23 protein-coding genes are annotated in these 26,666 nt (G+C 69.2%); 12 read left to right on the top strand and 11 right to left on the bottom strand.

All coding sequences use genetic code 11. The features are described 5' to 3' along the window. Positions 1-463: 463 nt before the first annotated feature. Positions 464-1,075: a DUF1524 domain-containing protein gene (locus P3102_RS15040; RefSeq protein ID WP_276371180.1), complete on the bottom strand. Its 612-nt coding sequence runs from the start codon at positions 1,073-1,075 to the stop codon at positions 464-466. 293 nt (positions 1,076-1,368) lie between these two features. On the opposite strand from P3102_RS15040, the gene P3102_RS15035 reads away from it, so the two are divergent. The 3 genes from P3102_RS15035 to P3102_RS15025 all read left to right on the top strand — a co-directional run bounded on the left by P3102_RS15035 (position 1,369) and on the right by P3102_RS15025 (position 4,064). Next, the gene (locus P3102_RS15035) at positions 1,369-2,664 is read left to right on the top strand and encodes an IS256 family transposase (protein ID WP_346660167.1); all 1,296 of its coding nucleotides are present in this window, start codon (positions 1,369-1,371) and stop codon (positions 2,662-2,664) included. Positions 2,665-2,829: 165 nt separating this feature from the next. Then, complete coding sequence (locus tag P3102_RS15030; RefSeq protein WP_276369866.1) at positions 2,830-3,033, top strand: LPXTG cell wall anchor domain-containing protein; 204 nt, start codon at positions 2,830-2,832, stop codon at positions 3,031-3,033. Positions 3,034-3,290: 257 nt separating this feature from the next. Then, positions 3,291-4,064 (top strand): AfsR/SARP family transcriptional regulator, encoded by a 774-nt coding sequence (locus P3102_RS15025; RefSeq protein WP_276369864.1) that lies wholly within the window; start codon positions 3,291-3,293, stop codon positions 4,062-4,064. A 41-nt stretch (positions 4,065-4,105) separates the two neighbouring features. Here the strand turns inward: P3102_RS15025 and P3102_RS15020 are convergent, their stop codons facing one another. From P3102_RS15020 to P3102_RS15010, 3 genes are read right to left on the bottom strand one after another with little or no spacing between them, the layout of a single operon-like run. Beyond that, positions 4,106-4,876, bottom strand: a complete 771-nt coding sequence (locus tag P3102_RS15020) for a hypothetical protein (RefSeq protein ID WP_276369863.1) — start codon at positions 4,874-4,876, stop codon at positions 4,106-4,108. 35 nt (positions 4,877-4,911) lie between these two features. Beyond that, complete coding sequence (locus P3102_RS15015) at positions 4,912-5,313, bottom strand: hypothetical protein (RefSeq protein WP_276369861.1); 402 nt, start codon at positions 5,311-5,313, stop codon at positions 4,912-4,914. Further along, a complete protein-coding gene (locus tag P3102_RS15010; protein ID WP_276369859.1) occupies positions 5,310-6,038 on the bottom strand; it encodes a hypothetical protein in 729 nt (242 codons plus the stop codon). The genes P3102_RS15015 and P3102_RS15010 overlap by 4 nt, the downstream gene beginning before the upstream one ends. Positions 6,039-6,178: 140 nt before the next feature. Here P3102_RS15010 and P3102_RS15005 point away from each other — a divergent pair, with 140 nt between their 5' ends. After that, positions 6,179-7,351, top strand: coding sequence for a protein kinase (locus tag P3102_RS15005; RefSeq protein ID WP_276369857.1), 1,173 nt, complete (start codon positions 6,179-6,181; stop codon positions 7,349-7,351). A 65-nt stretch (positions 7,352-7,416) separates the two neighbouring features. After that, positions 7,417-8,640, top strand: a complete 1,224-nt coding sequence (locus P3102_RS15000) for a protein kinase (RefSeq protein ID WP_276369855.1) — start codon at positions 7,417-7,419, stop codon at positions 8,638-8,640. A gap of 1 nt (position 8,641) precedes the next feature. Here P3102_RS15000 and P3102_RS14995 read toward each other — a convergent pair whose 3' ends face one another. From P3102_RS14995 to P3102_RS14970, 6 genes are all read right to left on the bottom strand, one after another. Continuing rightward, positions 8,642-10,780 carry a transglutaminase domain-containing protein gene (locus P3102_RS14995; protein ID WP_276369853.1) on the bottom strand — a complete coding sequence of 713 codons (2,139 nt, stop codon included), beginning with the start codon at positions 10,778-10,780 and terminating at the stop codon, positions 8,642-8,644. Then, the gene (locus tag P3102_RS14990; RefSeq protein ID WP_276369852.1) at positions 10,759-11,931 is read right to left on the bottom strand and encodes a DUF58 domain-containing protein; all 1,173 of its coding nucleotides are present in this window, start codon (positions 11,929-11,931) and stop codon (positions 10,759-10,761) included. The genes P3102_RS14995 and P3102_RS14990 overlap by 22 nt, the downstream gene beginning before the upstream one ends. Before the next feature lie 3 nt (positions 11,932-11,934). Beyond that, positions 11,935-14,016 (bottom strand): fibronectin type III domain-containing protein, encoded by a 2,082-nt coding sequence (locus P3102_RS14985; RefSeq protein ID WP_276369850.1) that lies wholly within the window; start codon positions 14,014-14,016, stop codon positions 11,935-11,937. A gap of 3 nt (positions 14,017-14,019) precedes the next feature. Then, positions 14,020-14,973, bottom strand: a complete 954-nt coding sequence (locus P3102_RS14980) for a MoxR family ATPase (RefSeq protein ID WP_276369848.1) — start codon at positions 14,971-14,973, stop codon at positions 14,020-14,022. Positions 14,974-15,139: 166 nt separating this feature from the next. After that, on the bottom strand, positions 15,140-16,426 hold the full coding sequence (locus P3102_RS14975; RefSeq protein WP_276369846.1) for a HAMP domain-containing sensor histidine kinase: 1,287 nt from the start codon (positions 16,424-16,426) through the stop codon (positions 15,140-15,142). Beyond that, positions 16,423-17,088 (bottom strand): response regulator transcription factor, encoded by a 666-nt coding sequence (locus P3102_RS14970; protein ID WP_276369844.1) that lies wholly within the window; start codon positions 17,086-17,088, stop codon positions 16,423-16,425. Before P3102_RS14970 ends, P3102_RS14975 begins: the two co-directional genes overlap by 4 nt. Positions 17,089-17,183: 95 nt before the next feature. Between P3102_RS14970 and P3102_RS14965 the strand changes: the two genes are divergently transcribed. From P3102_RS14965 to bluB, 3 genes are all read left to right on the top strand, one after another. Beyond that, positions 17,184-17,840, top strand: a complete 657-nt coding sequence (locus P3102_RS14965; RefSeq protein ID WP_276369842.1) for a response regulator transcription factor — start codon at positions 17,184-17,186, stop codon at positions 17,838-17,840. A 531-nt stretch (positions 17,841-18,371) separates the two neighbouring features. Further along, positions 18,372-18,575 (top strand): hypothetical protein, encoded by a 204-nt coding sequence (locus tag P3102_RS14960; RefSeq protein WP_276369841.1) that lies wholly within the window; start codon positions 18,372-18,374, stop codon positions 18,573-18,575. 251 nt (positions 18,576-18,826) lie between these two features. After that, positions 18,827-19,480 carry a 5,6-dimethylbenzimidazole synthase gene (gene bluB, locus P3102_RS14955; protein WP_276369839.1) on the top strand — a complete coding sequence of 218 codons (654 nt, stop codon included), beginning with the start codon at positions 18,827-18,829 and terminating at the stop codon, positions 19,478-19,480. A 252-nt stretch (positions 19,481-19,732) separates the two neighbouring features. Here bluB and P3102_RS14950 read toward each other — a convergent pair whose 3' ends face one another. Continuing rightward, positions 19,733-21,493, bottom strand: coding sequence for a hypothetical protein (locus P3102_RS14950; protein WP_276369837.1), 1,761 nt, complete (start codon positions 21,491-21,493; stop codon positions 19,733-19,735). A gap of 931 nt (positions 21,494-22,424) precedes the next feature. Between P3102_RS14950 and P3102_RS14945 the strand changes: the two genes are divergently transcribed. The 4 genes from P3102_RS14945 to P3102_RS14930 all read left to right on the top strand — a co-directional run bounded on the left by P3102_RS14945 (position 22,425) and on the right by P3102_RS14930 (position 26,305). Then, positions 22,425-23,060 carry a TetR/AcrR family transcriptional regulator gene (locus tag P3102_RS14945; protein ID WP_276369835.1) on the top strand — a complete coding sequence of 212 codons (636 nt, stop codon included), beginning with the start codon at positions 22,425-22,427 and terminating at the stop codon, positions 23,058-23,060. Beyond that, positions 23,057-23,287 (top strand): hypothetical protein, encoded by a 231-nt coding sequence (locus P3102_RS14940; protein WP_276369834.1) that lies wholly within the window; start codon positions 23,057-23,059, stop codon positions 23,285-23,287. The genes P3102_RS14945 and P3102_RS14940 overlap by 4 nt, the downstream gene beginning before the upstream one ends. After that, positions 23,284-23,709, top strand: coding sequence for a YkvA family protein (locus P3102_RS14935; RefSeq protein WP_276369832.1), 426 nt, complete (start codon positions 23,284-23,286; stop codon positions 23,707-23,709). The genes P3102_RS14940 and P3102_RS14935 overlap by 4 nt, the downstream gene beginning before the upstream one ends. 289 nt (positions 23,710-23,998) lie before the next feature. After that, the gene (locus tag P3102_RS14930; RefSeq protein ID WP_276369830.1) at positions 23,999-26,305 is read left to right on the top strand and encodes a PQQ-dependent sugar dehydrogenase; all 2,307 of its coding nucleotides are present in this window, start codon (positions 23,999-24,001) and stop codon (positions 26,303-26,305) included. Positions 26,306-26,666 lie beyond the last annotated feature (361 nt).

Here is a 26,666-nt window from a genome sequence, read left to right as displayed (position 1 = left end):
TGGCCCCCTTCGCATCACGGCACCGGGCGCACGTGGTCGGCCGCACCGCGTTCGCCCGGACGTCCACGCAGTGGCTGGTCATCCGCATACCGGTGATGCGGTCGTAGAGCGGATACCGCAATCCGGCACGAGAGCGGCCGACCTGGACGGATCTGCGCGTCAGCACCCGCCGCGGGTTCGAAGGCCGCATCCGACACTCCTGCCCCGGCGCCGGGATTTGCTCGTCCTCAGCAGGCCGGACGGCGCCGAAACGTCGCGGAGCCGACTTTGTCACTATCAGCATGTTTAGGTTGGCTCTCCGGAGGTACTCGTCGGTCGGACGTTCGCCTGGGGTGAGCGGCCACGCCCTGCCAGTCCAGCAGCGGGCTGGCGGGGCCTGCCGCCGAAGCCGGTGTCGAGGACACTCACCACCGGCAAGGGGTCCCCCAGAGCACGGCGGTTCCGCCGGGCCACCAGGACCGTGTCATCCGCAACGGTCGAGCATGCTCGACAACGCCGACCGTTCCGGGACGGTGATCGTCAGGCCGTACCCGGCTTTGACCACGATCCAGTCGGTCGCGTAGGTGCACCAGAACGACACCAGCGGGGGCTTCCACTCCTCCGGCGCCTTGTCACTCTTCTCCTGGTTGACGTTGTCGGTCACCACCCGCAGCTGCGGCCGGGTCAGATCGTTGGCGAACTGCTCCCGCCGGGCCCGGTCCCACGATTTCGCGCCGCTGACCCACGCGTGCGCCAGCGGCACCACATGATCCACGTCCACTTCGGAAGGTTTCCGCCACATCTCACCGTCGTAGGGACTACGCCAGGATCCGGCCACCGGGGCACACTGCTCGTCGACCTCGACCTGCACGCCGTCGCGCTTCAGCACTTCCTCCCGGACGTTGCAGCCGCCGGAGACGGTCTTCCAGTGCGGGAACTTGTCCCGGTCGTACCCGTCCAGCACCCCGCGGACCGCGACCTGCAACTCCCCCAGCAGTTTCCGTGCCTCGGACACCGGAACCGCGGGCGACGTACCGGCGACCGAACTGCCGCTCGGAGGCCCCGTGGTGGCGCGGGGAAGCGCACAACCGGCCACCGAAGCGAGCAACACCACCACGACCGTCGTCCACCCCAGGCCCAGCCGGGTGATCCGCCGCTCAACGACCACGTTCGCTTCCTCCCCCGTCAAGATCCGCACGGTGCGGCTACCGAGCAGTAAACGGGAATCACCGTGCCGGCGGGACCGGCGAACAGCGCAACTTCGCGCCTTGCGACCCACGCGGTCACCAGTCCAGAGCCAGATCGCGAGGAGAAGGGGGACTGTTCCAAGATCGGTGTTTTCGGCCCGACACGCCGGGCTGAGGTCCGGCGGGATGGGCACTGTGAGTGATGACATCGGAGCTTGTGAGTCCACGTAAGCGTGAGTCCAAGCCGGCGCGGGAGCTGTCGCCGGAGCAGGCCGCCGCGGCGGCGATGGTGGCTGAGGCGAAGGCTCGCGGGCTGGCGCTGACCGGCCCGGACGGGTTGCTGAAGCTGTTCACCAAGAACGTGCTGGAAACGGCACTGAACGAGGAAATGACCGAGCATCTGGGGCATGAGAAGAACCAGGCCGACCCGGATCGTGAGTCGACGAACGTGCGCAACGGCTCCCGGCCGAAAACGGTGGTCTCGGATGCGGCGGGCGAGGTCGGGATCAACGTTCCGCGGGACCGGGAGAGCACGTTCGAACCGCAGATCGTGAAGAAGCGGCAGCGTCGGCTGACCGAGGTGGACGAGATTGTGCTGTCGCTATATGCGAAGGGAATGACGACGGGGGATATCTCGGCGCATTTCGCCGAAATCTACGGGTCCTCGGTCAGCAAGGAAACGATCTCGCGGATCACCGACAAGGTCGTCGCCGAAATGAACGACTGGGCCAGCCGCCCGCTCGACCCGGTGTACGTCGCTGTGTTCATCGACGCGATCCACGTCAAGGTCCGCGACGGGCAGGTCGCCAACCGGCCCGTCTACGCCGCCATCGGCGTCACCGTGGACGGCCGCAAGGACGTCCTGGGCCTGTGGATGGGCGTCGGCGGCGAGGGCGCGAAGTTCTGGATGAGCGTGCTGATCGACCTGAAGAACCGCGGCATCCGGGATGTGTTCTTCCTCGTCTGCGACGGACTCAAAGGCCTGCCCGACGTCGTGGCGAACGTCTGGCCGCAGGCCATTGTGCAAACCTGTATCGTCCACCTGATCCGCAACACCTTCCGGCTCGTGTCCCGCCGGGGCTGGGACGCGGTGAAACGCGACATCAAACCCATCTACACCGCACCCAGCCCGCACGCTGCGGCGGCCGCTCTGGACGAATTCGAAGAGAAATGGGGCGCGAAGCATGCAGCGGTGATTCGTTTATGGCGCAACGCTTGGGATGAGTTCACGCCGTTCCTCGACTACGACGTCGAGATCCGGACGATGATCTGCTCCACGAACGCGATCGAGTCGCTGAACGCCCGTTATCGGCGGGCGATCCGTGCACGTGGACATTTCCCGACCGAGCAGGCCGCGATGAAGTGCCTGTACCTTGTGACCCGCAGCCTGGACCCGACCGGGACAGGCCGCGCTCGATGGACGATGCGTTGGAAGCCAGTGATCAACGCTTTCGCCATCACATTCGGTGACCGCTGGCCGGGAGCCGAGACCTACTGATCGACAACGCCGGAAACACCGATCACGGGACAGGCCCGGAGAAAGGTCGAATGTGGGGAAGGGAGCGGGTCGATGACAGCCGTAAACGGCCTTCACGAAGACTGTAAGATCCCCCCGAACCAGGTCATGGAGACGAAGAAAGCGGCTGACGGACGGAAGAGTGCGGTGGAAGACGACACCACGCCCACCTATCCACAGCTGGCGTTCTGGACGGTTCCGGGGACGATTTGGACCGTTATCGGTTTCTTCGGAACGGGCCCGGGAAACGGCGTGGTCTTCGCCGCGGCGGGGATCGCCTGCCTGCTGGGCGTGGTGTTCTACGCGCTTCGACGCCGCCGGCGCGGGCAACGTGGCAAGAAGTCGGACTGAAGGACCGTGACGGCGCCTAGACGACTGAGCGTCCCCGGAACGGCGAAGCGCCGCCCTGACGGCCGTGATCAGCGCGCTCCCGTAGGGCGCGGCCTTCCGCTTCCGCCGGTCCCTCCGACCGGCCACACAGGGGATATCGACGCCTTGTCTCGGGTTACCGACGACGACGCTGCGTCCGTGACTGTCATCGGATCCTCATAGCGCTCCCGGCATCCTGGTTCCGCACGTCACGGAAGAAGCCAGCAAGGGGGCGACCGATGTTGTTCCAGGTCCTCGGACCACTCGAAGCCAGGACACCGGCAGGCTCCGACCTCGCGATCAGACCGGGCAAACCGACCACCGTGATGACCGCCCTGCTGCTCGATCGCGGGAAGTGGGTGAGCGTGGACAGGCTGATCGACGTGACCTGGGAGGGACGGCCTCCCCCGGCCTCGGCTTGGGGGAACCTGAAGTCCTACATCTGCGGTTTGCGTACCGCCCTGTCGCCGGTGGCGAACCGCGTACGGATCGAAAGCAGGCAAGGGGCCTACCGGATCGTCGTCGACCGAGGTGAGGTGGATGTCGACGTGGTCGAGCACGATGCCGTCCAAGCTCGCTCGGCCCTGCGCCGCGGGGAGGCGGAACGTGCGTCCGAGTTGCTGACGCGCGCGCTGAACCTGTGGCGCGGCACCCCTTTCGAGGGGATGCCTTGCTCCGCGGCCGTCACCGAGGTCACTCGTTTGGAACGTCTCCGGACGCGGATGCGGGAAGATCTGGCCGAGAGCTGGCGTGTGCTCGGCAGAGATCTCGACGCGCTCGTCCAACTGCACAGCCTGCTCGACGAAGACCCCCTACGCGAACACATCTGGGCTCGCCTGATGCTGGTACTGAACGAAACCGGCCGGCGAGGCGAAGCCTTGGCCGCCTATCGCAGGGCGCGGGAGATCATCGTCGGCGAACTCGGTGTCGAACCGGGCGTGGTCCTCTCCGGCGCCCACCGTGCTGTTCTTCAGGGCGAGCCGGCCTTCAGCGGCGTTCCGCAGTTCTGCTGAGACCGGTGGCCGCCCGGCGTACTCGCCGGGCGGCCATTCTGTCATTTCACCGTGACCGTGGCACTCGACCAGGAGGAGCCGTCCGGGCTCGACGTCGTAACGGTGCGGGTCTGACCGGGCTTCATCCCTTTGCTGTTCACCGATACGTGCCCGGCCTCGGACCGCTTCCCACCGTCCTTCTTCCCAGCCTTCTCCGGGTGGTGCTTGTGCTTGCCGGATTTGAGCTTCTTCAGCTCGCCCTTGACCTTGTCGACTTCTCCCTTGGCCTTCTTCACCTCGGCGTTCGCCTGGTCGACGAGTTTCTTGGCCTTGTCGAGTGAGCCGGTGGCCTTGTCGACGGACTCGGTGATCTTCTTCAGGTTCTCCGGTACCGCCGCGGCGGGTCCGCCGACGACACCGACGCGCGGCGGGAGCGGAAGGAGCCGGAGTTCGCGGCTGTCCGTGGTGACGGCCGGTTCGACGACGGCGGTCTTCACCACGGGCGTCCGTACCGCCGGACGAGACACCTTCTTCTTCGGCGGGGCGGTGGACGCGACCTTGGCGACCTTGGCGACCTTCTTGACAGGGACCACTCGCGCCGCGGGAACGACAGGGACCTTGGCGGGTGGCGCCACGTTCTGGACGAGCGGTGTCGTCGGCGCGACCAGCGTCTTCGGGACCGCGGTGGGCTTCTGTGCGGCGGCCGCGACCTGCCCGGCGGGCGCGGCGGCGGCCGGTTGCTCGGTGCCGTCGAAGGCACCGAAGGTCCACGCGCCGACGGCCGCGGTCGTCAGGCCGGCCACGCCGAGCACACCTGCTCGCTTGATGTTCATGGAATTACCTCGGTTTCGTGTTGGCGCCGTGACCGTCACGGCTGCGTTTCTTCTTCGTGGCGGCGTTCGCAGAACTCTTCGGCCAGTGAACGCCCCATCAGGCCACCGAAAATTCCCGCGGCCACGCCGACGGCGATTCCGAGCGGACTCGCGATCACCATCCCGGTCGTCACCCCGAAGACGAGCGACGCGGCTCCGCCCCCGAGTCCCGTGACCGCGCTCTTCGCGAGCGGTTTGTCTTCGTGCCGCAGGTAGTAGTCGTACTCGACCTGTTCGACGGGGTCACTGTCCGGAAAGGACGGAGCTTGGCCGAGCCACGCCCCTTCCGGGATGACGAGATAGCGGGGCTGCGGGATGGCCGGGCGCCGCGGTGTGATGAACTTGCGGAAGGCGATGCGGGCCGACAGCTTCGGGCGTTCAGCGAGAGTGATGGTCATCGCGCTCGATCCCGGTCGCCGTTCATGATCTTGATCGGCTTGTCGTGGTCTTCGCGTTTCTTGTCGTGGTCTCGCTTCTCGGCGCTCTTGCGCAGCTTCTCGAGTTCCCCCTTGGCCTTCTTCAGGTCGGCCTTGGTCTTCTCCAGTGCCTTTTCCGCCCGCTCGACCGCCTTGGCCGCGTCGCGCACCTGCTGCTGGATCCGATTCGGCACCGGTGCGGGTGCGGGTGACGGAACGACAAGGACGGTGCGCAGGAACGGGCTGGGCGCGAGCGCTTTCGACGTGACCGTCTTCGTCAAGCGTGGTTTGATCGCCGCGGCCTTCTTGACCACCGGCACCGAAGTGGACGGCTTCTTGACCGCCGGGGTGACCTTCACCGGCCGCTTCACCGGTGCCGTCCGTTCGCCGGCGGGCGCGACCGGTGCCCTGGCAGGCAGCACCGGTTTCACGACCGCCTGCGGAGCCACGTGTTTCGGCGCGACCGGCGCGGCAGGTGCCGTCCACGGTGTGGCCGCCCGGGTTTGCGGCGCCGGGGGCGCCTTCTTCTCCGGTGGCGGCGGGACTTGCGCCTGCTGCGGTTTCGCGGCCTGAGCGGTGTCCTGTGCCGCCTTGTCCTCGGAACCGTCGTCCACCAGCGCGCTCGCGGTGGAAGCGCCGATGGCCGCGGTGGCGAGTCCGGCGATGCCGTACACGGCGGCCCGGCGGAGATTGTTCTTCTGTTTCATCCGTCCCACCTCGTTGATCCGGTGCGCTGCTGAAAGGCAGCGTGGGACGCCCCGGTTCAGTGGCGGTACATCGGCGATTCATTCGTGGCAGGAAGCTGCCAACGCCCCGCCCGCGCGGTCGCCGTGCCTATCCTGAACCGATGCGACCGGAGGACGGGGAAGCGCTCGGCGGGGGTTCGGCCGGGGACGTGTTCGCGCTCGGGCCCGTCGCGCTCAAGGTGTTCCCCGGCAGGCTGGACGATCGCACCCGGTTGCTCGTCGAACGAGAACTCGAGCGGCTTTCGTCGCTGGACGGGCAATTTCTCGTCCCGGATGCCATCGAAGACCTGCCCGGCGGCCGTTGCGCGCTGCGGAGCGAACTCTGCACGGGATCGCTGCTGCAGCTCGTCGGTTCCGCCGGGCGCTTGCCGGTATCGGACACGCTCGTGCTCGGTTCCGCGCTCGCTTCGACACTGGCCACGGCACACGAATCGGGGGTCGTCCACGGCAGGCTGACCCCGGCCAACGTACTGTTCCGCGCGTCGGGCGAGCCCGTGGTCAACGACTTCGAACACACCCTGCGCCCGGTGTTCATCCGAGATCCGCAGCACGGAAGTCACCTGCTCGCACCGGAACGAGCGGCAACGGAAAGCGCGGATCTGCACGGGCTCGGCGTCGTGCTGTACCTGGCGTTGACCGGGGTGCTGCCGCGGCCGGACCGCCCGCCGCTGCACCGGGAGGACGCGCCGATCGACCTCCTCGCCCTCATCGAGAACCTGCTCGCGGACGATCCGGCCGCGCGGCCGCCCGGCGCGGCCTTGGTGGCGGAGGTTCTGGCCGGGCTGGTGGACGAGCACAGCGCAGCGGAGCGGCCGCCCGTGGCCGTGCCGCCGATGATCGTGGCGAACGCGCGTCCGCGGAAGTCCGTCCGGCCGGTACTCGCCATCGGCACCGCGTCCGTGCTCGCCGTCGCCGGGTGGCTCCTCCTGCCGGGTTTGACCGACCAGACACCCCCGGCACTCGCTCGACCCGCCCCGCACTCCGTACCTCCGCGGGCGGTCAGCGAGCCCGCGTCCCGGGTGGAGCTGGTCCCGCCGATCGATCGCGGCTCCGTCGTGGAGCTGTCCTGGCGCGCGCCGCACGGGATGGACTCCGCCGTGGTCGTCACGAGCGAGACCGGCGAGGCGCGGACCACGCTGGTCCGGCGCCTGCGGACGGCGAACGTTCCCGTCGAACCTGGCCGGAAGTACTGTTTCGTGGTTCAGGTGACCGACGGACGCGGGATCGCGGAAAGCGCCGCCTACCCCATCCGAGGCGCTGTCTGCCGGAAGTGACCCGCCGCCTGTTGTAGCGTGAACGCCGTCTCGGCCGCGCGGTGAAGAGAGGGTGGGGCCGCCCCATGAGCAGCGCCTCCAGGCCCGGCCCGGTCGCCACCATCGTGGCGGGCCCCGGCGACACGGTCCTCAAGGTGTACCCGGGTTCGCTGGACCGCCGGACCAGGGCGGCACTGGACCGTGAACAGGCCGCTCTCTCCGCCGCCGCACACGTCCCGGCGATCCTGCGGGTGGACGAGATCTGCACGCCGGCCGAGGGCCGGATCGCCTTGCGGATGCCGCGCTGCGACCGATCCCTCGCGGGCTTGGCCGAACCCCTGCCCATCCGTGACGCGCTCCTCGTCGGCGAAGCCGTCGCACGAGCCCTCGCCGCCGCGCACGCGGCGGGCGTCGTGCACGGCTCGGTGACGCCCGGCAACGTCCTGCTCCGGTACACGGGTGAGCCGGTCGTGGCCGACTTCGGGGTGACACTGCGGAGAAGGTTCCCTCACGACCCGCTCCACGACCTGGAGTTCGCCGCTCCGGAGACCGTGCGGGACCAGACGATGGACGAGCGCACCGACCGCTACGGACTCGGCGCCGTTCTCCACCTGACCTTGACCGGCGAGCCTCCGCACCACGCGGTCGTCGGCGAACAGCCCGCCGTGCGGATCCACCGGGTGCTCACCGAACCGGTTCCGCCGATCACGCGGCCCGATGTCCCCGGCGAACTCGCGGCGCTCGTCGCCGGCCTGCTGGCCAAGGATCCGGAACGACGCCCGGCCGACGCCGACGTTCAGCTGAGCCGTCTCCTCGACGCGGCTCCGCCCGCCATCCCGCTCGATCTGCCCGCCGAGCCGATCCTCGTGCTGGAGCCGCCCCGGCCGGAGCAGCCACCACCGGAGACCGCGAGCGGGAAACGGAAATACGGCGTGGCGACAGGCGTCATCGCCGGGATCTGTGCGGCCGTCGCCGTGCCTTGGTCGCTCACCACCGCGGACAACGACGCCGTGGTGCCAGGCTCTCGGCTTCCCCCGGCGGCGCCGGTCGAGATCACCCTTTCCCCACCCGTCGACCACGAAACCTTCGTCGAGCTGTCGTGGACATCGAACGCCGTGCTGGACTACGCGGTCGTGCTCGCCGAAGAAGGCCGTCGGGAACCGCTGGTGATCATGGTGCACCGGAGCGAGCAGCGGCGGGTCGAGGTGCGGCCAGGGCTGCGCTACTGCTTCCTGATCCAGGGCATGAATCCCCAAGGCACCTACGAAAGCCGTCCTCAACCGATTCGCGGCGCCGTCTGTACTCCGTGACTCAGCCGCCACGCGGCGGGAACAGGACCCTGCCGTCGACCGCGGCACGCAGGCGCGCGCGCCACGGCCGTCGCTTGAGTCCGGTGCGGACCTCGGCGACCGACGCCCATGCCTCGCCGGCGACGTCCGGCGCGGCCCCGGACCACAGAGCGGCGTCCACCGATCGCGCCAGTGCCCCCAGGCCGTCCACTGTGGACTGCTGACCGAAGACGGCGGCGGACGTGGCCAGATCGCGCACCGTCATACCGGCGGTCACCGGAACACCGTGTGCCCGCAACCGGTCCCTCGCTTCCGCCCAAGCGGCGATCACCCCGGCCCGGCCGAGCCGGCGCCGCCGTCGCCAAGCACGAACCCCGGTCACGGCGGGCACACCCGCACCCCAGAGCACCACGAGACCGGCGAGCCCGATCGCCACTACGATGGCGGCCGTCCCCCATTCGGCCCCGGCCTCCGGTTCGTCCTCTTCGGACTCACCCGGCGGAAGCTCTGGGTTCTGCAACTTCTGCTCCGGCGGAAGCTGCGTCCGGACCTCCGCCACGGCGGCGGCGATTCCGCTCGCGGAGCCGGTCCCGCTCTGCTTCGCGGCACCGGCCGGGTCCAGCGGTATCCAGCCGACCTTGTCCACCGCGACCTCCGGCCACGCGAGGATGTCGGCGTTGCGGACCACGCGCACGCCCTCCGCCTCGGCGCGTTCCGGCACGCGATAGCCGACGACGAGCCGGGCGGGAATTCCCTTGAGCCTCGCGAGAACCACGTACGCGGCGGCGAACTGCTCACTCGTGCCTCGTTTGTCCTCCAGCAGGAAACGGCTCAGCTGCGGCCAGCCGTGCCCGGTCGGCAGGTCGTCGCCGGTGGCCAACCGGTAGTTCTCGGCGAGGTGGCGTTCCAGCGCGACGGCGGTCTGGAACGACGGCCGCAACGTCGGCAGGACCCGGTCGGCGAGTTCGTCGATGGCCGGGGGCACGGTCCCGAGGCCGCCCAGCCCACCGTGCGGTCCACGTGCCATCCCCGCGCCCAGCAACGCGGCCGCACCGACTTCGGGCTCCCACCAGGCGAGGGTGTAGCGGATCGACGGCACCGGCCGACCGGCGACGAGGGTCCCTCTCGCCTCGTCCACGAGCACGTCGATCCCGGTGACGGACGCGGGCGACGCCTGTCCGGGCAGCCACGGGCCGGGCGAACCGGTCACCTCGATGGCCGCCTGACGCCGCGTCACCGGGACCTCGATGTCCGAACCCGGCGCGATCTCCGCGCCCATCCGCCGGAAACCCCCGCCCGGGAACCAGTTCGAGCCGTCGAAGCCGTCCAGCACGGCCAGCGGCCAGCGGTTCGACGCCGGAGTGTCCCCGGTGTGGCGAAAGACCTGCGGCGCCGGGTTCTTGCTCCGGTACGCCACTTCGGAGAGCGGGCTCACGACCGCGTCCTCCGTCAGCGGCACGGATTCGTCGTCCTTCAACGAGTACGCCGGTTTCGCCAGTGGATCGGCGACGGTGAGCGCGAGCGCGCCGGCGACACCGAGCACGACGGCGGGCAAGCTCAGCTTGAGCAGGCGCGGCCACCCGGCGCCTCCGCCGCCCGCCAGCGCCAGACCGGCGATCGCCGCGTAGCCGAGACCGGTCGCGACCGCGGCGACGCCGGTCACCGCGACATAGGCCTGACTCAGCACCAGAACGAGCAGCCCCGGCACCAGTGCGAGCAGTGGACGCCGGAGCCGGTGCAGTACCTCGATCCCGAGCACGGCGGCGAGCAGGACGGCCAGCGGAACGAACGCGAGCAGCCGGGGTTCCGGCCGGGCGGGCCAGGTCGACTGCAGTGTCAGCTGCCAGCCGTGGACCGCCCCCTCGGCGAGCACCGCCACCGACTCCCCCGTCGGGATTCCGGCCGCCGTCGTCGCGGGCAGCACCGTCTCGACGACCGCGAGCAGGCCGGCCACCACGGCGAACACCGGCCGCCACGGGATGAGGCCCGGTCTCCGCCTGCCGAGCTCGGTGACCCCGAAGGTCACCAGGACCACCGCCCCGATCGGCACCAGCAACGGGAGAAGACCGAAGACCGGCCCGAACAGCAGCCCGCCGAGCGCCGCCGCGCCGAGCACGGCGACGTCGCCGCTGCGCGGGGTCACCACACCAGGTCGTTCCACCGGCTCACCGCCTCGGCCGCGTCCGCCGCACTGATCCGGCGCGCTCGCGGCACCCCCTCGACACCGTGCACGCCGAGACCGTCCATGCCCAGCCCGTGGGTGCCCACGCCGAGTACGAACATCGACGAGAAATGCGGCCGTACGACCGCGAGCCCGCGCAGTTCCGGACCGGCCCTGCCGGTCACGACCACCAGGCAACCACCCCGCACTCCCTTGCGGGACAACGCCACGGGGATCATCGGCCGGTCAGCGGCCGGGTCCTGACGGACTCCGGACAACACGTCCAGCAAGCGCCGCGCGGCCTGCGCTCCGCCGAAGGTGGTCAGATCCTCGCCCGTCGAGGTGATCAGGCGGCACCGATGGCCCGCCGCCGCGGCGGCGTTCACCAGCGAGGCCGCCAGCTCGGCGGCTTCTTCGAAAGCGTCCCCGGACAACACCTTCGACCGGGTGTCCAGCAGCAGCGTGAACCGCGGGTGATCGGGATCGACGTAGTCCCGCACCATCAGTTGCCCGGTCCTGGCGGTCGCTTTCCAATGCAGGTGCCGGACCTCGTCGCCGACGACGTATTCGCGCACGTCACGCAGATCCGCCGAACCGTGCAGCGAATCGTCGGTGGTCGGCCCTTCGTGATGATGGCGGGGGTGCCCGGTGGCGGGCGCCCGCATCGGATGCAGTTTCGGATGGACCCACAGGGTCGCGGTGTCCCCGGCCGGAAGTGGCCGCCGCACGAGGCCGAGCGGGTCCGCGCGTTCGAGGACCAGCGGCCCCACGACGAACCGGCCGCGCCGCCGCGTCGGCAGTTCGTAGTGGTAGGTCGCCTCGCCGCCCGGTGCCAGCGGCCGCACCGACACGGCCAGTTCGGCTCCGTGCTCACCGTGTTCCCGCGCGGTGAACCCCGGCTGTCGCCGTGTCCCCGGATTACCGACCAGCAGCCGGGCCAGCGCCGGCCGCCCCCGCTCCACCCGGTCCGGGAACACCTCGCGCCGTACCTCGACCCGCGGTCGCCGAACGGCCAGCGCCACCCCGGCGAGCAACGCGCCCACCGCGGCCCCGGCCACGGCGCGCAGCAGCGGGTACCCGGCGAGCTCGCCCACGCCGTACAGCAGCACCGCGGCGGCCGCCAGTCCGGTGCCGCGTCCTGTGAGTCGCATCCGCTACTTCCAGACCAGCTTCTTCGATTGGACACTCTCGGCGCTGACCCAGATCGTGCGCCCGATGGTGCCCTGCGGGAATTCGTCGAACGACAGTTTCCCGTCCGGGCCGACCTGCCTCGTCTCGCTGCCGTGGACGCCTTCGTCGGTGTGGCAGGAGATGGTCAGCGTCTTGCCGGGGGTGAAGCCGGACATCACGATGTGCACGAAGGCACAAGCGGGTGGAGCGCAGCCGGTGGCTGTCGTGTCGGCGCCTCGGGAAATGGTGATGCTCCGGTCCGAGGATTCGTCGCCTCGCGGTTTCGTGACCGTCGCGGCCCTGCCCCGGCCCGCGGAGTTCTCGGCGACCACGGTGACGGTGAGCGGCTGCTCGATCCCGATGTCTTCGATGAGGTGGGCCCTGGCCGATCCCGCGAGACGCTGGGAGCCGGCACCCGATCCATCGGCCCGCCGCCACGACACGTGGTAGGCGGTGACCGGTGAGCCGTTCGCCGCCGCGGCCCGCCAGGTGACGTTGGCGTCGGTGTCGCCGGTCTTGATCCTGATGTGGAGGCCCACCGGCGCGCCGGGGACCTTGATGCTCGCCTGCGGGGTCACCGGGCTCGAGGTGGCGGCGGGGCCCCGCCCCGCGCGGTTGAGCGCCGACACGGTGAACGTGTAGGCCGTCCCGTTGGTCAGACCGGTGATCGACGTGGCCAGCACCGTTCCGCCGACCGTCTTTTCCCCACCGGCCCATGTGATCCGGTATCCGGTGAGCGCGGCGCCGTTGGCCGCGGCCGCACCCCACTTCACCGACACCGAGGCGTCGCCCGGCGTCGCGCTGACCGAACGCGGCGCACCCGGCGGACTCGCGGGAACGGGTACCGGCGGCTGCGGCTGAGGTTTCGGCTTGACCGGTGCGACCGGCCTGCCGGCAGGCTCGTTCTGCGCCGGAACCGGCGGGAGCGTACCGGTTTCCGGGCGGTCGGCCGGCTTGTCCTGCGACGGAGGATTCACCGGTACGGGAGTCTCGACCGGTTTCCGGTCCCCGGTCACCGCGACGTCGTTCACCTGCCCGCCGGGATCGACCACGAGGACGTGCGCACCGTCCGCACCGTCGACGTACACCCGGGAATCCTGGCCCCGGACCGGCGGCTGCTCCGCGCCGCCGGGAATCGGCCTGGTGTCCCGCTTGCGGCCGGAGCCGTCGTAGGTGGTCAGCGCCCGGTTCCCCTTGTCCACCAAGGCGACCACGGAGCCGGAGGAGGCGAGCCCCACGTAGTCACCGGGTGGCAGCGGAACACTCACCGGCGCCACGGCCGGCCCGACGAGATGCAGCTTCGCGCCGGGACGGTCCAGGACCGCCAGTTTCCCTTCGACGTCGTTGGCCGCCACGATGGCGGTGTCCGGCAGGTCCACGCCGAGCCGGACCGGATCGCCGAGCCCGGCGTCCGAAACCTTCCGCACCGTGTCGTCGTCGCTGTCGACGAAGACCGGCCCGTCCGCGGTGAGCGCCAGGGAACCCTTGTGCCTGCCAGGGATCGCGATCGGACACGAGACGCGGACGGCGCCGGGCACGAGTTCGCACAGCAGCCCGTCGTCGACCCGATGCAGCCACAACCGCCCGTCGGCGGTCGCGACCGGGTCGCCGAGCCTGCCCCCGACCACGATCCTCGCGGCGGCGTCCCCGAGCCGGATCACGACACCCGCCTGGCGGTACACGCCGTAGGGCCCGCCCTTGGTCTCCACCGCCACCGGCCATTCGTTCGCGGGCGACGGCGTGGTCTTCTCCACCGAGAGCGTCGACTTCCCGAATTCCACGACGCTCGACGGCGGAAGCACGTAGCCGTGTGTGGGGCCCTGCGCGACCCGGCTGCCGGGTTCGAGGCCCGGCACCGGCACCTGGGCGTCGGCCTGCTTGCCGGAGCCGTCGATGTGGAACGCGGAGCCCAGCACGGAGCTGTAGATCCAATGCCCGGTCTGCGCCAGATCGAGACCGGGCATCGGTTTCGCCCCGCCGGTGATCGCGACGCCCACCAGTGCCACGCAACCGGCCACGATCGCGGCGATCGGTGCCCGTGCGCGCAACCCTCCCGACCGGCTCACGGCTCAGACCGCGTTGATGGCGGGAGCAGGCGTCGCCGCCAGCGCCTCGCCGACGATGTCGGAGGCCGATCGCTGGTTCAGTTCGGCGTCGGCGGTGAGCACCAGGCGGTGGGCGAGCACCGGTCCGGCGATGGTCTTGATGTCGTCCGGGGTGACGTAGTTGCGGCCGTCGGTGGCCGCGATCCCCTGCGCGGCGCGGACCAGCGCGATGCTGCCGCGCGGGCTGGCCCCGTAGCGGACCGCCGCGTGTTCCCTGGTCGCCGCGGCCAAACGGACCGCGTAGGAACAGATGGCCGGGTCCAGATAGGCCTCGCGCACCTGGTCGATGGCACGGCGCAGGGTCTCCAGGTCCACCACGGCGGAAAGTTCGTCCGGGCTGACCCGCGCGCAGTCGCTCATGATCACCCGCACCTCGGCGTCGTGATCGGGGTAACCGACGGAAATCCGCATCATGAACCGGTCGAGCTGGGCCTCGGGCAACCGGTAGGTCCCCTCCATCTCGATCGGGTTCTGGGTGGCGACCACCAGGAACGGATGCGGGACGTCGTGCGGTACCGAATCGACCGTGGCACGCCGCTCGGACATCACCTCGAGCAGCGCCGACTGCGTCTTCGGGGTCCCGCGGTTGATCTCGTCGGCGAGCACGATGTTGGCGAAGATGCCGCCGGGGTGGAACTCGAACTTCTCGTTGTTCTGGTGGTAGACCATCACGCCGGTCACGTCGCCCGGCAGCAGATCGGGCGTGAACTGGATCCGGTGCCAGCTTCCGCCGATGCTGCGGGCCAGGCAACGGGCCAGTGTCGTCTTCCCCAGCCCGGGAACGTCCTCGATCAGCAGATGCCCCTCGGACAACAGCGCGGCGGTCGCGAGCCGCACGACGTCCGGCTTCCCGCGCAGCACCCGCTGCACGTTCTCGGCGATCGCCCGATAGACCCCGGTCGCCATCGGTTGGTTCATCGTGTCCCCTCGCACCTGTGTCGCGGTCAGGATCGTCCCGCATGCCGCCAGGGACCGGTCCCGTAACGGTCGTTTCCCGATCGTGCTGTGATTCGGTGGGTTCGACGCAGAGTAGCGCGTCCACCACAGGCGTCCGGTTGCTCCGAACGGGCGATCTCGGCGTTCTTCATCGCGTCCCGACCCCCTTCCCCGCGGGCAACGCGAGTTCGAAGATCGCTCCGCCCTCGTCCCGGTTGTAGACCCGCAGCGTTCCGCCGTGGACGTCGGCCACCCATTTGACGACGGCCAGACCGATCCCGGTGGATCCGCCACCACTGACGAATCGTTCGAACAATTCCGCGGCCTCGTCCGGATCGATTCCCGGTCCACGGTCGGCGATGATCACCCTGCCGTCGAGCACGGTGATCTGGATTTCGGCCTCCTCGTCCGGCGCGCGCCCGTGGCTGAGCGCGTTCCCGACGAGGTTCGCGACCGCGCGCCTCAGCAATGTCGCGTCACCGTCGACCCGAGTCGGCACCGAGGTGACCGAGATCCGCGCACCACCGGCAGGCAGGTCCTCGACGACCATCTCGACCAGCTGATCGAGCATCAGTGGCCCGATCGACAATTCGTCGACCCCCGCGGTGACCCGTGCTCGCTTCGGCCACAGATCGATGATGTCACCCATCATGGAGGCCAGGCGGATCGTCCTGGGCAGCATCTCGGCCTGTTCGGCGGGATTCCGCATCGCCGTCTCCGCCAGCGCGCGCAACCCCGCGACCGGGGTCTTGAGATCGTGTACGACCCCGTCCAGCAATTGGGAAACCCCGTCCAGCAAGGACTTCTGCTGTTCGAGTGCGGCGGCCGCCGGCCGGATGGCCCGTCCGGCGATGACGTAACCTGCCGCGCCGAGCCCGAGCACGAGGAGCGCACACCCGCCGACCACCAGCAGCACCCATCGGTCGTGCTCCCGTTGCACCCCCTCGGCGTCGGCCACCACCACGAACGCGCCCGCGACTTGCCCGCCCCGGTCCTGGACCGGGTCGGCCGAGACGTACACCGGCCGTCCTTCGGCCGTGGTCTCGTAGCCGGTCTTGGACTCGTTCGCACCGGTCGCCTCGGCCGCCAGCCGGTTCAGCAAGGCGTCGTCCACGGTCACGCATTCGCGTTTGCTGCGATAGGGGACGAATCCCGGCGCGCCGCCCGGGAGGACGGCGAACTGCGGGCACTGCTCGTCGACGGTGTCGGTGCCGACGTAGGCGAAGACGATCGCACCGCCGTCCACGGCGACGATCCTGGCCAGCGTCGCGGCGACCTGACGCACCTCGCTGTCGAGCCGTTGCCTGCCCTGATCGGCGTCCGCCTCGATCACCAGCCACGCCAGCACCACCAGCCCCAGCGCGTTCATCGCGGTGAACAGCACCGTCAGCAGGCGGCGGAGCCGGCGCAACCGGCCGGTCGAGGACTCGGTCACGAGAGCCGGTACCCGATCCCGCGCACCGTCTCCACCGGGTCCGGCTCCCCCAGCTTGCGGCGCAATCGTTTGACCACGGCGTCGACGACGTTCGCCACCGGCTCACTCTCCAGGTCCCAGCAGTGTTCGACGAGGTCCGCGCGCGAGATCACCATTCCCGGCCGGGTCGCGAGATATTCGAGAATGGCGAACTCCCGATTGCTCAGCGAAAGCAGGACGCCGTCGCGCCGCACCTCGCAGCGCGCGAAATCGACCTCGAGGTCGGCGTGGCGCAGCACCGGCGGCCTGCCCTCACCGCGACGGCACAGGTTCCCGACCCGCGCGAGCAGTTCCGCCATCACGAACGGCTTGACCAGATAGTCGTCCCCGCCGTGCTCGAAGCCCTCGACCCGGGCACTGCCCGAATCCAGCGCGGTCAGGAACAGGACCGGCACGGTCCAGCCCGCTCGCCTGCGCGCGTCGACGAACCGGACGGCGTCACCGTCGGGCAGCATCCGGTCGAACACCGCGCAGGCGTGCGGCTCCGCGGCCGAAGCGAGCACATCGGCCGCCGCGGCGATCGATCCCACGGCCTCCACCGTGAACGCCGCGGTCCGCAGCTCGGCGGACACGGCCAGCCGGATGTCCGCGTCGTCCTCGACGAGAAGCACCCTCGCGTTCATTCCATGGAGGTTAGCGTCCGCGCCAGGATGGGGCGGACGATCGCGCGAATCGGCAGGAACAGGACACGCGCCACCGAATTGGCTACCGTGGTCGAGTGCGGATCCTGGTCATCGAAGACGACGAAACCCTGAGAACGGCGGTGCATTCCACTCTGCGCACCGCCGGATTCGCCGTCGACTCCGTCGGCGATCTCGCCCCGGCCGACGAGGCCCTGTTCGTCAACGGCTACGACTGCGCCGTCTTCGACCGTCTGCTGCCGGGTGGCGACGCGCTGGACTACGTCGAACGGAAGCGTGCCGAAGGCTGGGCGGTCCCCGTCCTCTTCCTCACCGCGCTCGGCGATCCCGACCAGCGGGTCGCCGGCCTGCGGCGCGGTGGCGACGACTATCTCGAAAAGCCCTTCGTCATCGCCGAGATGGTGGCGCGAGTCCGGAGTCTCTGCCGCCGTGGCCGGATAGCGCCACCACCGGTACTCCGAGCGGGCGACCTCGAACTCGACACCGGACGACACGAGGTCCGGCGCGGCGGAGTACTCCTGAGCCTGACGCGCACCGAATTCGCCGTGGTGCGCTGTCTCCTGGAAAACGCGGGGCGGCCGGTAGCCAGGAAAGAGCTCATGAAAGCGGGCTGGGACATCAACGCGGATCCCACCTCGAACGTCCTCGACGTCCTGCTGACCGGTCTGCGACGGAAGCTGCTGACCCCTCCCCTGATCACCACGGTCCCCAAGGCCGGATACCGGATCGGTTGACAGCAGCGTTCATCGCGTCGACGGCGCCGCACAGGGCGGACCACTTCGCGATCGAGCGGTCGTAGTGCGAAGAGAGGGAAATGTGGCGTGGCTTGAGGACGGTTCCGCGGGGTGCCACAAGTTGCAAAGAGCGTCAAAACGCTATGCCACTTAGCCGGAGTTGATCTTGAACTCTTACTTTCCTAGCGTTGCTGACGCGTCCTGGGCGGCGCGACTGAGCGAGCCCTTCCCTGGGTGCTTCGTCAATGGGTAAGGCAAGTGTGGCGTGTGGGCAACAAGTCCGTGAAGGCCTCCTTGAGGGAACCAGAGTCCATCATGGAGGCTTTCACGGACTTCGAGACCCGGCGCCGGCGTCACACGCCCCTGAAGTATGCCCACAGCCCGCGATTTCCAGATGAGGCAATATCGACCCCAGTGACCCGGACACCGACCGCAGCAAACCCGAATTGCCCGTTCGCCTAATTTCCCGTCGATCTCTCGTGAGCGTCGTTACGCCTGGCCTTGTATCGAGTGACCAGCGGAACCGCCAGTATGCCCGAAACGGCCAGGACCAGAATCACCATTCCGAAAACGTTCGCCGGTACCAACGGCTTGATCAAGAACATCACGACCAGCATCCAGCCCGCCGTGCCGACGATCTCGAGAACGTACGCTTGCCACTTCCGGTCCGCCGGCGACCGCACCATTGAACAGCCGACAGCTATCGCGGCGCCCAACGCGCCCCACCACCACTGATGCCCCATGACCTCATTTCCCCCATGTCCACGAGTGAACCGTCACCAAGGGACTACCCACTTCGACGCCCGGCTATCCCTGACAATCGCGGCGGACACGGACATCGCGCCTGGGCTCGTCTCTCTGACTGACACCCCGCGAGCCGGCGCTGAAGCGATCAGTGTGCCCCAGAGGCCTTGCCCTGCTCTGCGTTGCCGTCGCGGACCGCCCTGGCCGAAGCGGGTCCGATCCGAACAGGCACGATCTAGCCCATGAGGCAGGACACGGACGCGCGCTCGCTGTACGAGACGATCTTTCGACGGCGGGACACCAGGGCCGAGTTCACCGGGGCCCCGATTCCGGACGACGTGCTGCATCGCGTCTTGAGCGCGGCTCACGCGGCACCGAGTGTCGGTCTGTCGCAGCCCTGGGACTTCATTGTCGTGTCCAATGTGGACGCCAGGGAGAAGTTCCGGGAGCACGTGCGAACCGAACGCGAGGTGTTCGCGGGTCAACTGGACGCCGAGCGTGCCCGTACCTTCGCGCGGATCAAGATCGAGGGCATCGTGGAGGCTTCCGCCGGCATCGTGGTCGGCTACGATCCGTCACGCGGGGCGCCCGCGGTGCTGGGCAGGCACGCCATCGCCGACGCCGGCCTGTACTCGGTGTGCCTGGCCATCCAAAACCTCTGGCTGGCCGCGACCGCCGAGGGGCTCGGGCTCGGCTGGGTCAGCTTCTACCGGGAAGAGTTCCTGCGCGACCTGGTCGGCCTGCCGGAAAACGTCCGCCCGGTGGCGTGGTTGTGCGTCGGCCCGGTGCGCGACCTGCCGCCGATCCCCGATCTGGAACGGCACGGCTGGCGGGAACGTCTCCCGCTCAGCGCCGTGCTCCACTACGAGCAGTACACCAACTCCGACCACACGTGATCAGATGGCGGCCAGGGCGGTGAAGCCTCAGGTCGTGAACTCCCCCAGCGCGCGGCGAAGAGGACGAGACTCGCCTGACAACCGACACCATCGCGCCCTTCGGTGTGGCCGGCAGCGGGAACGACGGCGAGCCGGGGACCGCCGCGTAGTGGTCCCGGAACCAGAGCCGAGCGCGTCGGTGTCGATCGGCTTCGACGCGAACAGCACGGGCGCGCACCGGTCGCCGTCGACCGGTGCGCGCCCGAGTGAGCGTCAGGGCCGGGGTGTCTGGCCGGGGCGGAGGGTGTCCCCGCACGACCGCAGATGCGCGACCGCATTGGCCGCGACGACCTTCTGGGTCTCGGTGGTGACGTAGCGCTGTGCCGCGGCGAGAAGGGCGGGGTCGCGCACGAGATCCTTGCGCACCCACACCCCGACGTCGCCGAACGCGGCCGGGTTACGAGGGCTGCGGTAGAGCACCTCGTACTCCTGCCCGAACCGTTCGTCCTGGGCGAAGCCGAGCGTGGTGTCCCAGGTGCCGATGAACGAGATCAGCTCCGGCCGGAGGTCGTCGAAGACGTAGCGACGCTCTCCGGCGAAATCGGCGGTGCTGAGGTAGTCGGCGATGACGCGGTCGGCGAGACCGGCGAGGTCGACCACCTGGAGCCTGCTGACCAGCGCCATTCCGCCGAGGTCGATCACGCCGATCTTCGCGGAGTCGGGCAGTTTGAGCAGGTCCGCCACGCCGTTGGTGACCCTGGCGTCGCGCTCGACCACGCTGCAGAAGGGCGTTTTCGGGACGGCCCGATAGCTTTCGCCCTGGGTGTAGAACCCGCTGATCGACGCGGTCGTCGCGACGACGAGCGTGACCGTCAGCAGGATCCGGCCTCGGATACGCGCGTTCCGCAGTGTCTCGACGACCACGATCGCACCGCCGAGCGCGCCCAGCGCCCAGATCGGGGTCGCGAACCGGAACTGCCCCATCCAGTCGGCCTGGAGGATGCAAAAGGCGATCACCGACAACGCGAAGGGGACCAGGAGCGCGACGACGCCCGCGCGGAGCTTGGACGGTTTCTGCATGACCAGTGCGAGGCAGACGATCGCGACCGCGACCAGCAGCCAGCCCGCGTACTGGAGGACCGTCCCGGCCTTGGCGACGTCCGTGATGGTCGGGAGCGGTTGCGCCTTGGCGACCGCGGTGTTGGGCAGCAGCCGCCCGTACTCGATCCAGCGGAACAGCAGGTAGCCGCCGAAGGGGACGACGAACCCGGCCGCGGACAGCAGCACCGCCCGGATGGCCTGGGGCACGCCGCCGCGGCGGGTGAACAGCGCGACCACGATCGGGAACGCGGCCGCGTAGATGACGCCGTCCGGACGGCTCAGCCCGGCGAGAGCGGCGAACACTCCTGTCGACATGGCGATTTTCGTCGACAGGAGTGTTCCGGAGTTGACGCCGCACAGGGTGACCACGGCGAGAGCGGTGACCGTGAGGGCGTAGACCGAGTTCTCCAGACCGGAGAAGCACCAGATGACGAACGAGGGGTTGGCCGCGAGCGCCGCCCCGGCGATCAGGGTGACCAAGGCCGGACGAGGCGTCAGGCGCTTCGCCCCGGCGTACGCCAGTACCAGGATGGCCATGCAGCAGAGCAGCGCCAGTCCCTTGGGGAACAGGACGTAATCGGGGACGCCGAAGATCGTGCCGTGGTCGAACAGGCCGACCAGCTTGCCGAGGGCCAGCAGCACCATCCACACCGGGTTCGAGAAGCCCTCGACGGGCTCCACTCCCGGCTGGAGCACCGGCCCGAAACCATCGGCGAGGTTCCGGGAGTACGCGAACGTGATGGCCGCGTCGTCGATCATCCAGTTGCCGTAGAAGCTCGCGTGGACGGCAATCAGCGCGGTGCCGACGAGGACCGAGAGGGAGCCTCCCAGAAGCCCCCAGCGCGAGGACACCCGGCCCTCACTCGTCGGCCTTTCCCCGGCGCGGTCCGGATCCGCCACCGACGGCGGATCGGTCAGTTGAACGCTACCCACGTGTCACTCCCCACGCTTGGTCCGAGAATCCGACAACGGAGCCACGGACCCGCAGCGTCCAGCTCATCTCAGCACACGGATTGCTCGAGAAACCCCATGTTTCCCACTGGATGATTCGCCGGCACAAGGCCGAATCGATGATCATCACCCAGGGCCCGGATTCTACCGCACGGGAAGTCGGTCTCTCACCGCAGCACGGCGTACATGAAGTGTTTTCACGAGGAATCGACTGCGTGGCGTGAATTCACGCGTATGACTCCCCGTGCTCACCGACGGGATACCCCGCGTCCACCGTCGGCGTCGGCGCTACTCACGGGCCGGGGGAAAGTCACTGTCATGCGGCGCGCGGACAACCCCAGGGCGGCGAGACTGGGGCCTCGCCACCTTGTTGACCCGCCGAGTGATCCGGGTCGTTCCGGCTGTCTCACCACTTACACGGGCCTGCGATCTCGACCACCCGCCGCCCTTGGCACGCGCGAGGTCCGGCACCGGCGTTTCCCGTGGCCGGACGGACGACACGGGTGTGGCCAGAGTTACGCCGCGAGACGTCTCCCGTCACGCGTGGTGTCCATCCGGTCACGGACATCCACTATCTGCTCGGTTCTGTTGAGAGATGGAGCAAAGGTGTCAGGACGCCAAAGCCGTGCATGGCCCGATCGCCGGGGTCCGGCGCGCCTGATCGTCCACCAGGGACTCCGGAACGGATCTCGACACCCGTTTCGAGCGAACTTGGCGTACCGAAGTCGGCACAGGCGCGAATCGCTGAAGAGCCGGGCGTGGCTTCAACAAGTCAAGGGACACCACGACCCCAGCGCGCGTTATGCCGCCACTCTGATTCTCTCTCGTGGGGTACACGAGGGAAAAGCGGCGAACCCGCCTTGGAACTGCACTACACGGTGCAGTTTTCTCCGACCGAGAATACGATGAGAACATGGCGACTCCGAGAGCGACCGCGCGGACACCGGGCAGGCGGTTACAGGCCCAGGCCAAGCAGGCGGCCATCCTCGACGCGGCCGTGGCGTTGTTCGTGTCGGAGGGATACGAGCTCACCAGCGTCGACGCGATTTCGGCACGGGCCGGGGTGTCCAAACGCACCGTCTACGACCACTTCGGTGACAAGCAGACCCTCTTCCGCAGCGTCCTCGGCCGCGCCAACGACGCCGTGGTCGCGACCGTGCGCAAGGCGATCGACGAAGAACTCACCGACGACAGGGACCTCCGTGACGCCCTGCTCGGCTTCGCGCAGCGGGTGACGACAGGGATGTTCCCCACCTCGGACTACGCGACCTTCCGGCGGCTGAGCGCGCAGGCGCCGGTGGCGCCGCGGCTGCCGGAAGCGGCGCGCGATCAGCCCGAACGGATGATGGAGGCACGGTTCGCGAAGTTGGCGGCGGACGGCAGACTCCGGCTGACCGACCCGAGACGCGCCATGCAGCACTTCGTCGCACTGACGATGCGCCTGGCCCTCGACGTGAGCAACGACGACCTGGCGGGCACGGTGGGCGAGTCGGAGATCCGCGCGCTCCTCACCGACGGGGTGGACGTCTTCCTGCGCGCCTACCGATGATCCACAGTGGACGGAAGCTGAGGCGGAGCCGCGACTGCCGAGGCACTCCCCGTCGTGACAGTATCGCGGGAAATCCCCGGTTCCGTAGTGGCCTGGACAAGATCGCCGTCCGCGACTACTCCGCCGCACCCGATGGCCGGGAGGCCCGCGACGTCGTCGAGGAAGCCGCGCTGCGCGCCGGAGCACCCGGCCACACCACATCCCGGCTCCGCGCGGTGAAACCGTGACGACCGGGTCGTTCTGGTGGGATCTGCTGCTCGGCCTCGCCGGTGCGCTGCTGGTGGCCTGGCTCGCGCTCGTCGTGGCGCTGGTCCTCGCCCGGCCGCGCGGCGGGCTGCTCCGCGAAGCGCTGCGGTTGCTGCCCGACGTGCTGCGGCTCATCCGGCGGCTGGCCGCGGACAAGACCCTGCCCCGCGGCGTCCGGATCAGGCTCGGCCTGCTGCTGGCCTACCTCGTCCTCCCCCTCGATCTCGTCCCGGATTTCGTTCCCGTACTCGGCTATGCCGACGACGCCATCATCGTCATCCTCGTCCTGCGCGGTGTCGTCCGTCGCGCCGGGCTCCAGGCCGTCCGCGCGCACTGGCCCGGCTCCGACGACGGCTTCGACGCGCTCACCCGGTTGACCGGCTTGTCATGCACGGGATCGTAGAGCCGGCAGCCACGATTCCCCTTTCTCCGCAAGAAGCGATGTCCTGCGTCGAGAAACGCGCAAGCGGAATCGTCTTCGAAAGAACTGTCGAATGACGAACACTCCGTCGTCGTGGTGATTCAGTTTCCAACCTCTCCACCTGGCTTCTTCGGTGGTACCTGTCCGGCTCGGCCGTCTTTTAGCGACTTGTGCGCATTTTTCTCCGGCACGTAACAACTTTCGGTGCCGGCACGCCATACCCGACAGCTGCCTCGTTCTGTTCGGTCCCTGCGCAGGAGGAGTTCTTGTGATGAGTTCTCATCGTTCCTTGTTCACTCGAAGATCACGACGTGCGTTGGCGGTGGGTGTGGTCGGCCCGCTGATCGGCGCGCTCGCCGCCGGGCTCGTCACCGTGGCGCCCGCCGGAGCCGCCGTGCCCGCCGGTTTCACCGACACGGTGGCGATCGGCGGGCTCAGCTCACCGACCGCCACCGCGTTCGCGCCGGACGGCCGGGTGTTCGTCGCGGAGAAGAGCGGCCTGGTCAAGGTCTTCGCTTCGCTCGCCGACACGACGGCGACGGTTTTCGCCGATCTCCGTCCGCAGACCCAGGATTTCTGGGATCGCGGCCTGCTCGGACTGGCCGTCGACCCCGCTTTTCCCGCCAGGCCGTACGTCTATGTCTCCTACACCCTCGACGCCGAGCCCGGCGGTACCGCGCCGAGGTGGGGTGACACCTGCCCGACTCCACCGGGCGCGACCGACAAAGGGTGCGTCGTCACCGGCCGCGTCTCCCAGCTGACCATGGGTTCGGCAGGTACGGCCGTCAGCGAGAAGCCGCTGGTCACCGGATGGTGCCAGCAATTCCCCAGCCACTCCGTCGGGGCGCTCGCCTTCGGACCGGACGGCGCCCTGTACGCGGGCGGCGGCGACGGTGCCAGCTTCACCTTCACCGACTACGGCCAGGTCGGGAACCCCTGTGCCGATCCGCCCTCGCCCGCCGGGACGAACCTGACGCCACCGGCGGCCGAAGGCGGCGCGCTGCGTTCGCAGTCGCCGCGACGCCCTGCCGGGCAGCCGGTCCTGCTCAACGGCACGGTGCTGCGCATCGATCCCGACACCGGCGAAGGCGTGCCCGGAAACCCCTTCGCGAACAGCGCCGACGCCAACGCCCGGCGGGTGATCGCCTACGGTGCGCGGAACCAGTTCCGGTTCGGGTTCCGGCCGGGGACCCGTGAGCTCTGGGCGGGTGACGTCGGCTGGGACACCTGGGAGGAGATCAACCGCGTCGCCGATGTCGGCGACGGTGTGGCGGAGAACTTCGGCTGGCCCTGTTTCGAGGGCGGCGCCAGACAGGCCGGATACGACGGCGCCAACCTCGACCGGTGCGAGTCCCTCTACACCTCCGGCGGGCACTCCACGCCGTACTACGCCTACAACCACCGTGCCAAGGTGGTGGCGAGCGATCCGTGTCCCACCGGCGGCTCTTCGATCAGCGGCATCGCCTTCGAGTCCGGGAGCAACTACCCCGCCGAATACTCCGGCGCGTTGTTCTTCTCCGACTCTTCCCGTGGCTGCATCTGGGCCATGCAGGCCGTCGACGGCCAGCCGAACGCGAGTCGGCTCGTACCGTTCGTGACCGGTGTCAACACGCCGGTGCAGGTACTCACCGGACCGGGCGGCGACCTGTTCTACGTCGCGCTGGGCAGCGGCGAACTCCGCCGCGTGAGCCATCCCGGCGGCACCAACCGGCCGCCCTCCGCGGTGGCCACAGCGACCCCGGCGAGCGGGCCCGCGCCGCTGACGGTCCAGTTCGACGGCACGGCTTCCACCGACCCGGACACCGGGGACACGCTGACCCACGCCTGGGACCTCGACGCCGACGGCGCGTACGACGACTCGTCGGCCACCAGCCCCACCTGGACCTACACCTCGGCCACCGCCGTCGACGCGGCACTGCGGGTGACGGACTCTCACGGCGCCGCCGCGACCACGACCGTGCGGGTCACCGTCGGGAACCCGCAAGGCCTCGATCCGGTACCGGTCATCGACAGCCCGGCGACCTCGCTGACCTGGTCGGTCGGGCAGACCGTCTCGTTCTCCGGCCGCGCTGTCGACGCCCAGGACGGCCAGCTTCCGGCGTCGGCGCTGACCTGGCGGCTCGCGATCCGGCACTGCGCGACCAACGGCACCTGCCATACGCACAACGTCCAGGACTTCCCCGGCGTCGCGTCCGGCTCGTTCGTCGCACCGGACCACGACTACCCGTCCTATCTGCAGCTGACCCTCACGGCGACCGACTCGGGTGGCCGCACCGGTACCAAGACCATCGACCTGCAGCCGAAAACGGTCTCCTTGAGCTTCACTTCCAATCCCAGCCAAGCGACGCTCACCGTCGGCGGCACACAGCAGCGCACGCCGTTCTCCCGGACGGTGATCGCCGGATCCACCAACTCGATCAGCGCGGACAGCCCGCAGAATCTGCCCCCGGCCAACCTGAAGTACGCCTTCACCAGCTGGGCGCACGGCGGCGCGCGGACACAGAACATCGTCGCGCCGGGCACGGCCGCGACGTACCGGGCGAACTACCGGCTCTGCTGGCTGTTGCAGCCCTGCTGACCCGTCGTCTTCCGTGTCCCGGTCGCTTTTCGCGGCCGGGACACGGTCGCTCGGCGGAGCATTCGTCGAGGACGAGCCGCGCCTGCGTACCGTCCTTTGCGGACAGTAGCCGGAAACCGCCTTTCTCCGGCATCCGGGCCGATCCGACACCTCCTACCCGGAATTCCTTCCGTACCGATACCCCACCCGATGTCCGCCGTCCTGTGGCCAGGCCACCACGGTTCCCGCGACCTTTGCCGCCGACCATTTCCGGTCTCTCATTTTGAGGGGTGAGGCACACTTGGCGTACTGAAGTCGAAGGCAGGCGCGGAATCCCTGAAAGGAGCCGGTGTGGCTTCACCGGTCCCCTAGGCCGCCGCCG

The sequence above is a fragment of the Amycolatopsis sp. QT-25 genome, assembly GCF_029369745.1.
Lineage (GTDB): Bacteria > Actinomycetota > Actinomycetes > Mycobacteriales > Pseudonocardiaceae > Amycolatopsis.
Note: the sequence above shows the minus strand (reverse complement) of the source record. Positions and strands in the feature narration are given on the sequence as shown.

Bases quoted from the DNA above. Each gene is read 5' to 3' on its own strand.
- P3102_RS14980 (WP_276369848.1), bottom strand. From the start codon at position 14,973: ATGAACCAACCGATGGCGACCGGGGTCTATCGGGCGATCGCCGAGAAC.
- P3102_RS14960 (WP_276369841.1), top strand. From the start codon at position 18,372: ATGCCCGAAACGGCCAGGACCAGAATCACCATTCCGAAAACGTTCGCC.
- P3102_RS15005 (WP_276369857.1), top strand. From the start codon at position 6,179: ATGCGACCGGAGGACGGGGAAGCGCTCGGCGGGGGTTCGGCCGGGGAC.
- bluB (WP_276369839.1), top strand. From the start codon at position 18,827: ATGAGGCAGGACACGGACGCGCGCTCGCTGTACGAGACGATCTTTCGA.
- P3102_RS14970 (WP_276369844.1), bottom strand. From the start codon at position 17,088: ATGAACGCGAGGGTGCTTCTCGTCGAGGACGACGCGGACATCCGGCTG.
- P3102_RS15025 (WP_276369864.1), top strand. From the start codon at position 3,291: ATGTTGTTCCAGGTCCTCGGACCACTCGAAGCCAGGACACCGGCAGGC.
- P3102_RS14940 (WP_276369834.1), top strand. From the start codon at position 23,057: ATGATCCACAGTGGACGGAAGCTGAGGCGGAGCCGCGACTGCCGAGGC.
- P3102_RS14990 (WP_276369852.1), bottom strand. From the start codon at position 11,931: ATGCGACTCACAGGACGCGGCACCGGACTGGCGGCCGCCGCGGTGCTG.
- P3102_RS15000 (WP_276369855.1), top strand. From the start codon at position 7,417: ATGAGCAGCGCCTCCAGGCCCGGCCCGGTCGCCACCATCGTGGCGGGC.
- P3102_RS14945 (WP_276369835.1), top strand. From the start codon at position 22,425: ATGGCGACTCCGAGAGCGACCGCGCGGACACCGGGCAGGCGGTTACAG.
- P3102_RS15010 (WP_276369859.1), bottom strand. From the start codon at position 6,038: ATGAAACAGAAGAACAATCTCCGCCGGGCCGCCGTGTACGGCATCGCC.
- P3102_RS15035 (WP_346660167.1), top strand. From the start codon at position 1,369: ATGACATCGGAGCTTGTGAGTCCACGTAAGCGTGAGTCCAAGCCGGCG.
- P3102_RS15015 (WP_276369861.1), bottom strand. From the start codon at position 5,313: ATGACCATCACTCTCGCTGAACGCCCGAAGCTGTCGGCCCGCATCGCC.
- P3102_RS15020 (WP_276369863.1), bottom strand. From the start codon at position 4,876: ATGAACATCAAGCGAGCAGGTGTGCTCGGCGTGGCCGGCCTGACGACC.
- P3102_RS14930 (WP_276369830.1), top strand. From the start codon at position 23,999: ATGAGTTCTCATCGTTCCTTGTTCACTCGAAGATCACGACGTGCGTTG.